At 71.0% G+C, this 12149-nt stretch carries 13 protein-coding genes; 6 read left to right on the forward strand and 7 right to left on the reverse strand.

What is annotated here, in order from left to right:
• Positions 1-90 precede the first annotated feature (90 nt).
• Positions 91-999 carry a LysR family transcriptional regulator gene (locus ACJRPG_RS10225; RefSeq protein ID WP_407999960.1) on the reverse strand — a complete coding sequence of 303 codons (909 nt, stop codon included), beginning with the start codon at positions 997-999 and terminating at the stop codon, positions 91-93.
• A 113-nt stretch (positions 1000-1112) separates the two neighbouring features.
• On the opposite strand from ACJRPG_RS10225, the gene ACJRPG_RS10230 reads away from it, so the two are divergent.
• From ACJRPG_RS10230 to ACJRPG_RS10255, 6 genes are all read left to right on the forward strand, one after another.
• A complete protein-coding gene (locus ACJRPG_RS10230; protein ID WP_407999961.1) occupies positions 1113-1397 on the forward strand; it encodes a hypothetical protein in 285 nt (94 codons plus the stop codon).
• Positions 1394-2806, forward strand: a complete 1413-nt coding sequence (locus tag ACJRPG_RS10235; protein ID WP_407999962.1) for an MFS transporter — start codon at positions 1394-1396, stop codon at positions 2804-2806. The genes ACJRPG_RS10230 and ACJRPG_RS10235 overlap by 4 nt, the downstream gene beginning before the upstream one ends.
• Complete coding sequence (locus ACJRPG_RS10240) at positions 2803-4191, forward strand: alginate export family protein (protein WP_407999963.1); 1389 nt, start codon at positions 2803-2805, stop codon at positions 4189-4191. The genes ACJRPG_RS10235 and ACJRPG_RS10240 overlap by 4 nt, the downstream gene beginning before the upstream one ends.
• A 28-nt stretch (positions 4192-4219) precedes the next feature.
• Positions 4220-4690 (forward strand): carboxymuconolactone decarboxylase family protein, encoded by a 471-nt coding sequence (locus ACJRPG_RS10245; RefSeq protein ID WP_407999964.1) that lies wholly within the window; start codon positions 4220-4222, stop codon positions 4688-4690.
• A 105-nt stretch (positions 4691-4795) separates the two neighbouring features.
• Complete coding sequence (locus ACJRPG_RS10250) at positions 4796-5641, forward strand: alpha/beta fold hydrolase (protein WP_407999965.1); 846 nt, start codon at positions 4796-4798, stop codon at positions 5639-5641.
• A gap of 4 nt (positions 5642-5645) precedes the next feature.
• The gene (locus tag ACJRPG_RS10255) at positions 5646-6695 is read left to right on the forward strand and encodes a GlxA family transcriptional regulator (RefSeq protein ID WP_407999966.1); all 1050 of its coding nucleotides are present in this window, start codon (positions 5646-5648) and stop codon (positions 6693-6695) included.
• 26 nt (positions 6696-6721) lie between these two features.
• Here the strand turns inward: ACJRPG_RS10255 and ACJRPG_RS10260 are convergent, their stop codons facing one another.
• The 6 genes from ACJRPG_RS10260 to ACJRPG_RS10285 form a co-directional block, all read right to left on the reverse strand.
• Complete coding sequence (locus tag ACJRPG_RS10260) at positions 6722-8353, reverse strand: methyl-accepting chemotaxis protein (RefSeq protein ID WP_407999967.1); 1632 nt, start codon at positions 8351-8353, stop codon at positions 6722-6724.
• Between the two features lie 186 nt (positions 8354-8539).
• Positions 8540-9625, reverse strand: coding sequence for a DUF5694 domain-containing protein (locus ACJRPG_RS10265; RefSeq protein ID WP_407999968.1), 1086 nt, complete (start codon positions 9623-9625; stop codon positions 8540-8542).
• Between the two features lie 84 nt (positions 9626-9709).
• Positions 9710-10006 (reverse strand): hypothetical protein, encoded by a 297-nt coding sequence (locus ACJRPG_RS10270; RefSeq protein ID WP_407999969.1) that lies wholly within the window; start codon positions 10004-10006, stop codon positions 9710-9712.
• 31 nt (positions 10007-10037) lie between these two features.
• On the reverse strand, positions 10038-10613 hold the full coding sequence (locus ACJRPG_RS10275) for a GNAT family N-acetyltransferase (protein WP_407999970.1): 576 nt from the start codon (positions 10611-10613) through the stop codon (positions 10038-10040).
• A gap of 11 nt (positions 10614-10624) precedes the next feature.
• A complete protein-coding gene (locus ACJRPG_RS10280) occupies positions 10625-11671 on the reverse strand; it encodes an alpha/beta fold hydrolase (protein ID WP_407999971.1) in 1047 nt (348 codons plus the stop codon).
• A gap of 105 nt (positions 11672-11776) precedes the next feature.
• Positions 11777-12148 carry a RidA family protein gene (locus ACJRPG_RS10285; protein ID WP_407999972.1) on the reverse strand — a complete coding sequence of 124 codons (372 nt, stop codon included), beginning with the start codon at positions 12146-12148 and terminating at the stop codon, positions 11777-11779.
• Position 12149 lies beyond the last annotated feature (1 nt).

The raw sequence follows: 12149 nt of genomic DNA on the forward strand, positions 1-12149 counted from the left end.
CAAGCGCAAACGCCGAAAGAAGGAGTGTGCCGCTGGGCATGGCCAGGCCGCTGCCAAGATGGGCATGAAAACTGCCAGCGCAGCGCGCGCTCAGCTGTCCGGCGCGCGCTCGGCCGCGCACACCTCGTACAGCGACTGGCGCAGCCAGCGGTGCACCGGGTCGGCTTCCATGCGCGGATGCCACAGCATCGACACGCTGATGTCCACACTGGCGAACGGCAGCGCGAAGCTGTGCAGGCCTTCCCGCAGGCTGCGCGTGTGGCGCTCCGGCACGGTGGCGATCAGGTCCGAGCCGCGGGCCAGCGCCAGCGCTGCCGAAAAGCCGCCCACCGTGGCCACCACCTTGCGCTCCAGGCCCAGCGGGCGCAGCGCCTCATCCATCAGGCCGGTGTCGCCCCCCTTGCGCGATACCAGCACGTGCTGGCCGGCCGCGTAGCGCGCCGCCGTCGGCTTGCCGGCGCACAGCGGGTGTCCGGCCCGCACCACGCCGATGAAGCGGTCGCGAAACAGCGCCCGCTGCCGCAGCTCCGGCCCCAGTTCCTGGCCCAGCACCCCGGTCTCGAGATCGACACTGCCGTCGCGCAGCGCGGCGCTGTCCTTGCTCAGCTTCTGCACGAAGTGCAGGCGCACGCCCGGCGCCTCGGCGGCCACCCGCGCCAGCAGGGCGGCGCCGAAATTCTCCACGAAACCGTCGCTGCTGCGCAGCACCAGCGTGCGCCGCACCTGGCGCAGGTCGGGCGGGGCGGCCGGGCGCAGCGCGGCCTGCACCTCCTGCACCAGCTGCGGCAGGCGCTCGCGCAGTTCCAGGGCGCGCGGCGTGGGCACCAGGCCGCGCCCGGCCCGCACCAGCAGGGGATCGCCGGTGCAGGCGCGCAGCCGGGCCAGCGCACGGCTCATGGCCGAGGGACTCAGGTGCAGGCGCCGTCCGGCGCGCGCCACGCTGCCTTCGGCCAGCAGGACGTCCAGGGTGAGCAGCAGGTTCAGGTCGGGCAGGTCCATTGAATTCCCCTCATGACTGGCGTGCCATGCACAAATACAGTGCAACCCGTGCAGCTTCCGCCATAGCTGCGCCGAGCATAACATGACCTCATCACCCATTGACGAGAATCAATATGTCCTCTACCTCTTCCCTGCCCGCCAGCGGCGGCCACCCCCTGAGCCGCGCCGGCTGGAACCGGCGCCATGCCGGCGCCGGCCTGGCCTGGACCGCCGAACCGAACTGCCTTGTCCAGATGGGATGCGGCAGCCTGCCCCGCGCCCTCGACCTGGCTGCCGGCGAAGGCCGCAACCCGGCTGGACCCGCCGCGCGCGGCAGGAGCGTGCACACGTCTGGCTTCCCCGAGCGCGCACGGGGCGCCAGCAATGCCTGCGTGCGCGCTGCGGCGGAGGCAGCATGAGCCAGGCATCTCTGGCACCGCCGGTGCCGCGCCTGGTGCTGGCCAGCCTGGCGCTGACCATGCTGCTGCCCTCGCTGGGCACCAGCATCGCCAATGTCGCACTGCCCAGCATGGCGCAAGCGCTGCATGCGCCCTTCCACCAGGTGCAATGGATCGTGCTGGCCTACCTGCTGGCCATCACCATCTCCATCGTCAGCGTGGGCCGCCTGGGCGACCTGCTGGGCCGGCGCGGCACGCTGCTGGCCGGCATCGCGCTGTTCGTGCTGGCCTCGGCCTTGTGCGCCGGCGCCACCACGCTGCCGCTGCTGGTGGCCGCGCGCGCCCTGCAGGGCCTGGGCGCGGCCGTGATGATGGCACTGACCCTGGCCCTGGTCAGCGAGCTGGTACCAAAACAGCGCACCGGCAGCGCCATGGGCCTGCTGGCCACCGCCTCCGCGGCCGGCACCGCCCTCGGCCCCTCGCTGGGCGGCCTGCTGATCGCGCACTACGGCTGGCCCGCCATCTTCCTGCTGAACCTGCCGCTCGGCCTGGGCACCCTGGTGCTGGCCAACCGCAGCCTGCCGCCGGCGCCGCGCGCTGCGGCGTCCGCCCGGGTGCGTTTCGATCACCGCGGCACGCTGCTGCTGGCGGCCGCGCTGGGCGCCTATGCACTGGCCCTGACCGGCCCGGGCCGCCCCGCCTGGCACACCGCAGGCCTGCTGCTGGCGGCGCTGGCCGCCACCCTGGCCTTCCTGCGCAACGAGGCGCACGCGCCGGCGCCGCTGCTGCAGCTTGCGGTGCTGCGCGCGCCGCGCTTCAGCCGCAGCTTTGCCATGAGCGCCCTGGTCGCCACGGTGGCCATGGCCACGCTGGTAGTCGGCCCCTTCTACCTGGCCGCGGCCCTGGGCCTGGCGCCGGACCGGGTCGGCCTGGTCATGGCCACCGGCCCGCTGGCGGCCGCGCTGGTCGGCATGCCGGCCGGGCGCCTGGTGGACCGCTTCGGCGCCGCGCGCATGACGCGCCATGGCCTGCTGGCCATGCTGGCCGGCGCCCTGCTGCTGGCGCTGCTGCCGGCGCGCTGGGGCGTGGCGGCCTACAGCAGCGCCCTGGTGCTGATCACGGCCGGCTACGGCCTGTTCCAGTCGGCCAACAATACCGCCGTCATGGCCGGCGCCGCGCCCGACCAGCGCGGCGCCATCTCCGGCGTGCTGACCCTGTCGCGCAACCTGGGCCTGATCACCGGCGCTTCCCTGATGGGCGCGCTGTTCGCCTGGGGAGTGGGCAGCCGCGACATCGCCCACGCAACCACCGGCGCCATCGAGGCCGGCATGCACCTGACCTATGGGGCCGCCACGCTGCTGAGCGCAGCCGCCCTGCTGCTGGCGGCCGGCAACGCGCGCCGCGCCGCCGCCACCGGGGAACAGCCATGAAACGCCCTACCCTGCTGGCGGCCCTGCTGCTGGGTAGTCCCGCCCTGGCCGCGGCCCAGCAGCCCTATCCCTTGCCGGCTGCCGGCTGGGGCCCTGAACTGGGCCGCGGGCTGATGGCCAGCCGCTGGGCCGAGGACTGGCACGCGGCGCGCGCCGCCGGCCAGGTGCCGGCGTTCAAGGCCATAGGGCTGGACGATGACCTGGCGCTGACGCTGAGCGCCGAAGGCCGCGCCCGCTTCGACCGCTTCGACAATGCCCAGCTGCAGGCGGGCAACGATTACCGGCAGATGCTGTGGCGCGGCGTGCTGGGCGCCGAACTGCGCGCCGGGCCGCACTGGCGGGTATACGGCGAGCTGGCCAGCGGCCAGGTCGGCGCACGCCAGGCGCTGGCCACCGCCAACTTCCAGAATACGCTGGCACTGCAGCAGGCGTTTGCCGAGCTGCGCGGCGGCAGCGCCGGCCTGCTGGCGGGCGCCATGCTGGGACGCCAGGAATTCGCCGACGGGCCGCGCCAGCTGGTCAGCCTGAGCGACGGCCCCAATCTGCACCGCAGCTGGAACGGCGTGCGCGCCTACCTGCAGACGCCGGACTGGCGCCTGAGCCTGGCCCGGCTGCGCGCCACCCGGCTGGGCAGCGGACGCTTCGATGAGACCGTCAATCCGGCCGAGCGGCTGGATGCCCTGACCGGCAGCCTGCGCCTGGGCGACACGGCCTACCTCGATCCCTTCTGGTACCGCAGCGAAAACCCGGCCTTCCGCCTGGCCGGGCGCGCGGGCGCCGATACGCGCCACACCGCCGGCGCCCGCCTGTGGGGCCGCCAGGGCGCGCTGCGCTACGAGTGGACCGGGGCGGTGCAGCGCGGCGACGCGCAACAGCGCCCGGTGCGGGCCTGGGCCCTGTTTGCGGTACACAGCCTGGCGCTCTCGGAACAGGGCTGGAAGCCGCGCCTGACGGCCCGCCTCGACCTGGCCTCCGGCGGCGGCAGCTACGGCAGCGGCACGGTGCACAGCTTCAATCCGCTGTATGCCAGTTCGAACTACCTGGGCGAAGGCCAGTTCCTGGGGCTCAGCAACCTGGCCATGCTCACGCCCGGCCTGGCGCTGGCCCCCAGCCCGCGGTCGAGCCTGAACCTGGACTACGGGATCGCGCGCCGCCGCGACCCGCACGATGCCGCCTACGGCGGCGGCCAGCGGCCCTATGCACGCACGGCCGCGCTGCCGGGCCGGGAGATTGGCAGCCTTTGGCGGGTAATTGGCAGCTGGAGCCCGGTACCGGCTGTCACACTCTTCGTCAATCTTGAACAATTGCGGCCCGGTGCGCTACTGCGCAGCGCGGCGCTGCCCGGCGCACGCTATGTCTACCTGGGCGCCAGCTACCGCTACTGAGCCGCCGCCAGCAAAGGAGCATGATCCGATGGAGACCCGCCTGCATTTTTTCCAGGCCAATCCCGCTGCCATGCAGTCGCTCAGCCTGCTTGAAGAACGCATGCTGCAGGCCGGCTTCGAGCCGGTGCTGGCAGAGCTGGTGCGGCTGCGCGCGGCCCAGCTCAATGGCTGCGCCTATTGCGTCGACATGCATGCGCTGAAGGCGCGCAAGGCCGGCGCCGGCGAGCGCATGCTGGCCAGCCTGTGCGTCTGGCGCGACACGCCCTGGTTCAGCGCCCGCGAACGCGCGGCGCTGGCCTGGACCGAGGCCCTGACCCTGGTGGCCGGGGCCCGGGTGCCGGACGCCGTCTGGGCCGAGGTGCAGCCCAGTTTCACGGCCGCCGAGCTGGTCGACCTGACGCTGCTGGTGTGCCTGGCCAATACCTGGAACCGTTTCGCCATCGGCTTCCGCAAGCCGCTGGCCGCCGCGGACGGCGCCACCGGCGCCGCGCCACTGTGAGGCGGGCCGGCATGGGATGCCCGCCGTGGCTGCCACCGGGCGCCTGCTGTGCGGCGTGGCGCTGCCCGCGCTGAGCGGGCGCCCGCATTCATGGAGGAGGAAGCGATGTTTATCAAGATCGACGGCGCCCGCATCCGCTACAGCGATGAGGGCGCGGGCCCCATCCTGCTGCTCTTGCACGGGATACCGGATTGCGGCGCGATCTGGGACGGCATGGTCGGCGCCCTGCGCGACAACTACCGCTGCCTGGCGCCGGACCTGCCCGGCTTCGGCGATTCCGGCGTGCCGGCCGGCCTGCGCATCGACCTGCGCCAGATGGGCGGTTTCGTGGCCGCCTTCCTGGACGCGCTGGGCGTGGACCAGCCGGTGCACCTGGTGGTGCATGATATCGGCGGTCCCTACGGCCTGGCCTGGGCGGTCCAGCAGCCGGAACGGGTGGCCAGCATCACCATCATGAACACCGTGTTCCAGGCGGAATACCGCTGGCACCGCTACGGCCAGCTGTGCCGCCTGCCGCTGCTGGGTGAGCTGCTGCAGCTGCTGCTCACGCAGGCCGCGCTGCGGCGCGCCATTTACCGCAATTCCGGCCAGGTCAAGCGCCGCCCGGAACAGGTCGGCGCCACCTACGCCCGGCTCACCGCCTCCGTGCGCGCCATGGTGCTGCGCCTGTACCGCGGCCTCAGTCCCCAGGTGTTTGAACACTGGGATACCCGGCTGCGCGCGCTGAACGCCCGCATCCCGTCCCAGGTGCTGTGGGGCGATCTCGGCTCTTACATCGACCACGCTTATGCCGAGCGCTTCGGGGCCCAGACCGTGCACCACTTCACCCATTGCGGCCATTGGCCGATGGCCGAATTTCCGCTGACCGTCGCGCGCCACGTGCATCGGCACGTGCAGGCCGCGCTGGGCAAGACCGGGCACACGGCCGAGGCCGCGCGCTCGGCCGCCTGAGCCCATGGCCGCGCCCCAGCTGCAAGCGCGCAGCGCCCGGTCGCTGCCGCCGGAGCCGATAACAGTCGGGCTCGTGCTGTACCCGGGCTGCGCGCCGGCCGGCCTGTTCGCCGCCGCCGAGCATTTCCGCGTCGTCAACCGCTGCATGGGACAGCCCTTGTTCGATCCGGTCTGGATCGGCGCGCGCGATGCCGCCAGCGGTCTCCCGGCTGCCGCCCCGCTACCGCTGGCGACCGCCGCCCAGGCGCCCTGCGAAGCCTATCTGCTGCCCGGCTTCTGGGCCGAAACGGCCGTCGACATCGATGTCATGCTGCGCCGCCAGCGCACCCTGATCGACTGGCTGCGCGCAGCAGCGCCGCCCGCCGGCGTGTGGAGTTATTGCATGGGCGTGGCGCTGGCCGCCGCAGCCGGCCAGCTGGACGGCCGCGCCGCGACCGCCACCTGGTGGCTGGAAGCGCCGCTGCGCCGGCGTTTTCCGGCGGTGCGCTGGGATTGCCGGCACGCCGTGCTGGCGGACGGCCCCTGCCTGACCGCGGCCGGCGCCAACGGCTATTGGGCCGTGCTGAGCCAGCTCTTGCTGAGCCGGGTGCCGCCGGAAGTGGCGGCCGAGATCGACCAGCGCATGCTGATGCCGCGCGCCAATGCCGGGCATCCGGTGTTCCGCCCGGTGGAGCTGTTCGCCCAGGCCGATCCCGAGCTGCGGCGCCTGATCGGCCACGTCCAGCAGCTCGCGGCCAGCGCGCTTACTGTCGATACGGCGGCCGCCTTCCTCGCCATGGCGCCGCGTACCCTGAGCCGCAAGATCGCGCAGCAGACCCAGATCGGGGCCGCCGAGTGGCTGCGCCTGATCAAGTTGCGCCAGGTGGCGCAGGCGCTGCTGGCATCCAGCGCGCCGGTCAGGGCCATCAGCAGCGGCCTCGGCTTCGCCGACGACAGCACCCTGGTGCGCGCCTTCAAGAAGGCCACCGGCATGACCACCTCGCAATACCGCCAGCAATATGGCCACGCCCTGCACTCCTTTGCCGGCGCTGGCGAGCTGCGGCCCGGCAGCTGAGTTGCCGGGCCGCAGGTCCGGACTGCTCAGGCCGCCAGGCGCGGCCGCTCCGGCGCCGCGCTGTCGGCCAGCTGGAACACGCTGACCAGCTGGCGCAGCTGGCTGGCCTGCTGCGCCAGCTGGGCGGCGGCAGCCGCCGACTCCTCCACCAGGGCCGCATTGTGCTGGGTGGCGGCATCCAGCTCCACCAGGGTGCCGCGCATCTGCTCGATACCGCTATGCTGTTGCGCGCTGGCGCCCGCGATCTGGGCCATCAGGGTGGCCGCCTGCTCGATGCTGCGCAGGATATCGGCCATGGTACCGCCCGCTTCGCGCACCAGCTGGGTGCCGTTGCCGATGCGGTCCACCGATTCCCCGATCAGCGACTTGATCTCGCGCGCGGCCACCGCGCTGCGCTGGGCCAGCGCCCGCACCTCGCTGGCCACCACGGCAAAGCCGCGCCCGCCATCGCCGGCCCGCGCCGCTTCCACCGCCGCGTTCAGCGCCAGGATATTGGTCTGGAAGGCAATGCCGTCAATCACGCCGACAATATCGGCAATGCGGGTCGACGATTGCGCAATGCTGTCCATGGTCGCCACCACGCCGTCCACGGCACTGCCGCCGCGCTGCGCGAAGCCGGCCGCGGCGCGCACCATATCGTTGGCCGAACGCGCATGGTCGGCATTCTGGCGCACCTGGTCGGCCAGCACCGTCACCGACTGCGCGGTGTGCTCCAGCACGGCCGCCTGGCGTTCGGTGCGGCCCGACAGGTCGGCATTGCCGGCCGCAATCTGGTGGGTGGCGGCCACGATGCTGTCGGCCCCGCCGCGCACCTGGCCCACCACCTCGGCCAGGCTGGCCTGCATGGCGCCCAGCGCCTCCTGCAAGGCGCCGAACTCGTGGCGCGCCTCGCGCTCCACCGGCACCGCCAGCTGGCCCTGGGCCACGCGCCGCGCCAGCGCCACGGCCTGCTGCATCGGCTGCTGGATCCCCTTCAGCAGGTAGCGCCCCATCAGGCCGCCCAGCACGGCGCAGGCCAGCATGGTAATCACGAGAATCAGGCGCTGCCGGTCCATGGTGGCGTGGGCGGCGGCCGCGCCGCGTTCGGCGGCGGCCAGCAGGAAGTCGTGCAGCTGCTGCCGGGCCGGCGCCCCCTGGCGGAAGGTAGGGTTGATCTGCCGGATCAGCACATGCTCGGCATCGTCCCAGGCGCCGTTCTCGATGGCGGCCGCCGCGGCGGCGGTCAAGGAGAGTCCGAGCCCGCCGCTGCGGGCATGCCAGGCATCGGCCAGGCGCGCCGTTTCCGGGTCCGGCAGGCCGGCCCGGAAGGTGCGCCAGGCCTGCGTCAGTGCGCTGCTGTTCTTGCCGATCTCGGTCAGGTGCACCTGCAGCGGATGGTCATGCAGCTTTTCAAAGGCCGTGCCCGGCAAGTGCTGCAGGGCCTGCAGCACCTGGCTGCGGTTGTACTCCATCTTGAGCGTGAGCTCCGAGAGCTGCAGCTGGAGCGCCTGGGCCTGCATCACCTCATGCTCCATCAGGCCTACCGTGCGCTGCGCGGTATACAGGGCGACGCTGCCGACCAGCAGGACGGCCAGCATCATGCCGGCGATCACGACAATAATCATGCGCTTGATGGACAGCGCGGTGGACAAGGAGGGGCGGATTTGGATCGGTGTCATCGTCAGGACTGTGAGGGAAAGGCGGCGCCCGGTGGCGCCGGTTGTAGGGTGCGTCGATTTTAGCCAGCGGCCCCGGGCAAATCCTGACAAATTCCGCTTCATTTCCGCCACCCCGTGCGCCGTGGCGAAGGCGGCGCGCGGCGCTGGCCTGCCAAAAGAAAACGCCGCCCGGAGGCGGCGGTGCGGCTAGCGCAGCAGCGCGCCGGAGGGCACGATGCGCACATCGTGCATCTGGTCCAGATAGGCTTCCAGATACCATTTGTGGCTGGCGCCCACGATGACCAGGGTGCGGCCGCCGGGACGGCTGGCGATGGCCTCGCGGATATTGGCCGCCATGCGCAGATTGCGCGTTTCCCAGGCGCCGACATAGGCCCGCCCATACTGCTGCGCGGAGCCTTCCGCCAGCGCCGCCCCGAAATCGCTGGCATACACCAGTTGCGCCTGGGCCGGATCGTTCGCAGCGCGGTACAGGGCCAGCAGGCCGGCCTCATCGCCGAGCCCGGCATTCAGCGCCTCTTCGGCCTGCCGCCGCTGCTGGCCGGCGGAATTGTTCCAGGCTTGCATGATGGCCGCGCCATAGGCTTTCGGGTCCGCGATGGGCGCATCCGAGCTATGATCGTCCATCGCGTGCACGCGTTCCAGGCCCAGCGCGGCGGCCAGCGGCGCGGCGAGCTGCATATCCTCGCCGCGCGCGCCGCGCCCGCCGCCGCGCTGTTCCAGCACGGTGGCGAGGGCGGCATCGAGGCCGTCGCCGGCATGGCGTTCGGCAGGCGGCAGGCGCAGCCACTGCACCTGAGCCGAGACCGGTTCGCCGCCGGCCAGGAACACAGCGGCCAGGCGCCGCCGCTGCGCCGGCGTGGGCTGCGCCGGCCAGTTGGCCAGCAGGCGCTCGCTTTCGGCGGTGGCGGCCGGCACATCGAGACCGGTGGCGGCAAAGGCCGGCGCCGGATCCCAGGGACAGAAGCGCTGGACCGTGCCCTGGTAGCGTTGCGGGTACTGGCGCAGGAAGGCGCACTGGGGGCCGGACAGGCTCTCGATGGCGATCAGGGCAGGCTTCCATGCCAGCAGGCGGGCCTGCAGCCCGCCCAGCTGGGCGGGCTGGAAGCTGGCCGGCAACTGCGCCAGGTGGGCGGTGCCGAGCACCATCACTTCGTTCGGCCGGCCGGCGGCCGGTCCTTTCAACTGGCTCGGGTCGAAACGGCCGGGCGCGTGCTGCGCGCCTGCCGCACCCAGCACGCCGGCCAATACCACGCCGCTTATCGTCCTCAGCATGAACACGTCCTTTCTAGCGCTGGCGCGGCGGCAGGCAGCGGGCTGGCGCCGCCGCCGGCTCGAGTAGCGCCTGGATGGCAATCCTCATGGTTTCAGCAGGCCGGACAAGATGTCCTCCGTGCCGTCCTCTTCCTGCAGCAGCTGGCGGCATTCGCTGAACCAGCCGTCGGTGGAGCCCAGCATGGCGCGCAGCTCCTGGATACTGAGCCCGCTCACGTCGTGCAGCCGCAGCATCAGCGACGCCGACAGGCGGATGCGCCGCCGCCGCGTGCGCGAGATCACCGACGGACTGACCTGCAGGATACTGGCCAGGGCGGCATCGTTGCGCAGCTTCAGTATACGGTGCATCTGGTCAAACAGATGTCCAACGTTCAGGGCCACGGGGCCATGCCTGGCAGCCGGTGGGGAAGGCTCAGGGCCGGCCGGCGGAACCGCTTGGCCACTCGTCACGCAGTAGTCCATATAGTATCGAATCACATTGCTCATCATTCACAATCCAACGACGTAGTGCATAGCCTTCGCGCGTAAAACCGGTGTTGACCAGCAAACGCTCGGAAGGGGTATTGCGGGGATCGACCTCGGCCCCGATCCGCTCCAGCTGCCCGCTGCCGAAGGCGGTACCGATCACGGCCCGGACCGCCTCCGCCATCAGACCCTGGCCGTGGCAGCTGCGCGCCAGCATGTAGCCGAGCTCGCATCTGCGGTGCGCGCGGCTGATCGCATACAGGGAGACATTGCCGATCACGGCGCCGCTGGCGCGCAGCACCAGCGCCAGGCACAGGGCGGAGCCGCGCTCCGCTTCCTGCCCGGCCTGCGCGATCTGCTGCTCGGCCTGCTCAAGGGTGGTCCAGGCCGCGCTGCTCCAGTAGCGCATGGCGGCCGGGTCCGAATGCAGGGCGAACTGGGCTGCTGCGTCGGCGGCCTCCACCCTGCGCAGTTGCACGCGCGGCGTCAGCAGGCGGTACCCCGGGGCGAAGAATTCGTCCATCCCGGCGCCCGCTAGGGCCGGCCGGCGGTCGCGGCCGGCCGGTGAAACCGTTCTTTCAGCAGGCTGAACTGGGCGTCCAGCAGCTTCTGGTTGGGCTCATGCCCCACCCCCGGCAGCAGAATGAATTTCTTGTCCGGTGCAACAATGCGGTCGAAGTAGCGGCGCGCCAGTTCCGGCACCGTCAGCAGGTCGCTTTCGCCCTGGAACAGATAGAACGGTACCGCGAACGTGCGGCCGAGCTTCGGCAGGTCCACCGCCGAATACATGCCATCTCCCTTCAACCCGACAAACTGCAGATAGGAATACTCTTCGCCGTTCTCATAGTTTGTCTGCGCCGCCGGCGTCGCATACTCCGCGGCCGGAATCCACCATGCCGGTGGCGCGGGCTCGGCCAGGCGGGCTTCGTATTTCCGCACAATGCGCCTCAGCACTCCCGCATTGCGCGGATTGGTCCAGGGCGGGGCGCCGAGCGCTTCGAGCGCGCCCAGTGCCTCCTGGTCGCCGCCCTGCCTCGCCATCGCCAGCACCTTGTCATAGGCCATCCGGCTGTTTTCCAGGTAGCTGACGATCTGGGCACTGCCAACATAGGCCTGGAACAGGTCGGGGCGAAGCTTGACCATGTGGACACCGAGGATGGAACTCCAGGAGCCGCCCAGCAGGATAACCCTTCGCTTGTCAAGCAGCTTCACCAGGTGTTCGGCCACGGCAATGCCGTCGTCCCGCATCCGCTCGATGCTGAGCTGTTCCTCTGCGGCGCCGGGTTCCCGTGCGCCATAGCTCATCCCGGCAGCGCGCTGGTCCCATTGCACCACGGTGAAATCGCGCTCCCAGCCACCAAAGATCTGGCGGCCGAAGGGGCTGAGCGGATTGCCCGGGCCGCCGTGCAGTACCAGCACCACGGGGTTGGCGCAATCCGCCCCATCGATCGTCAGCCATTGGCGGCTATCGCCTATCGACACATAGCCCTTGCCGTGCACTGGCTGGCCCGGCGTGCATGCTGCGGCGGCGCAGAACGGCATCAGCGCACACAGCGCAGCCATCAGTTTTGAACGAAACATGAAATCCTCTAACCATCGGCCACAAGCGCCGAAAGACAAAGGAGTATGTGCTGAAATGCAAGCCCGGCACTGCCAAAATGGCGCGGAGGGCTGCCATCCCCGCTTTCAGGGACGATAGGCTGTGACCTCGATCTCGATGTCGCTGTCGAAGGCCAGCGCCGCGCTCACCGTGGAACGGGCAGGCAGCGCAGAAGGCGGAAAGTATTCCCGGTAGACCTGGTTGAACTCGGCGAACAGCGCCAGGTCCGACAGCCAGACGGTCACGCGCACCACGTCCTCCAGCCCCGCGCCGCACTCCTTCAGTGTTGCTGCGATGCTGTCCAGCACGAGGCGGGCCTGGTCCGCGATCGGACCGCGCACCGGCTTGCCCTCATGGTCGATGGGGATCTGGCCCGACAGGAAGATGAATCCGCCTGCGTGGACGGCTTTGGAAAACGGGAACGGCAATTCGCTCGGTACGCGGGTAATGGCTGGCATG

The organism is Pseudoduganella rhizocola (genome assembly GCF_045984285.3).
Classification (GTDB): domain Bacteria; phylum Pseudomonadota; class Gammaproteobacteria; order Burkholderiales; family Burkholderiaceae_D; genus Rugamonas.

Coding starts and splice junctions, on each gene's coding strand:
- ACJRPG_RS10225 (WP_407999960.1), bottom strand. CDS start 999: ATGGACCTGCCCGACCTGAACCTGCTGCTCACCCTGGACGTCCTGCTG.
- ACJRPG_RS10230 (WP_407999961.1), top strand. CDS start 1,113: ATGTCCTCTACCTCTTCCCTGCCCGCCAGCGGCGGCCACCCCCTGAGC.
- ACJRPG_RS10235 (WP_407999962.1), top strand. CDS start 1,394: ATGAGCCAGGCATCTCTGGCACCGCCGGTGCCGCGCCTGGTGCTGGCC.
- ACJRPG_RS10240 (WP_407999963.1), top strand. CDS start 2,803: ATGAAACGCCCTACCCTGCTGGCGGCCCTGCTGCTGGGTAGTCCCGCC.
- ACJRPG_RS10245 (WP_407999964.1), top strand. CDS start 4,220: ATGGAGACCCGCCTGCATTTTTTCCAGGCCAATCCCGCTGCCATGCAG.
- ACJRPG_RS10250 (WP_407999965.1), top strand. CDS start 4,796: ATGTTTATCAAGATCGACGGCGCCCGCATCCGCTACAGCGATGAGGGC.
- ACJRPG_RS10255 (WP_407999966.1), top strand. CDS start 5,646: ATGGCCGCGCCCCAGCTGCAAGCGCGCAGCGCCCGGTCGCTGCCGCCG.
- ACJRPG_RS10260 (WP_407999967.1), bottom strand. CDS start 8,353: ATGACACCGATCCAAATCCGCCCCTCCTTGTCCACCGCGCTGTCCATC.
- ACJRPG_RS10265 (WP_407999968.1), bottom strand. CDS start 9,625: ATGCTGAGGACGATAAGCGGCGTGGTATTGGCCGGCGTGCTGGGTGCG.
- ACJRPG_RS10275 (WP_407999970.1), bottom strand. CDS start 10,613: ATGGACGAATTCTTCGCCCCGGGGTACCGCCTGCTGACGCCGCGCGTG.
- ACJRPG_RS10280 (WP_407999971.1), bottom strand. CDS start 11,671: ATGTTTCGTTCAAAACTGATGGCTGCGCTGTGTGCGCTGATGCCGTTC.
- ACJRPG_RS10285 (WP_407999972.1), bottom strand. CDS start 12,148: ATGCCAGCCATTACCCGCGTACCGAGCGAATTGCCGTTCCCGTTTTCC.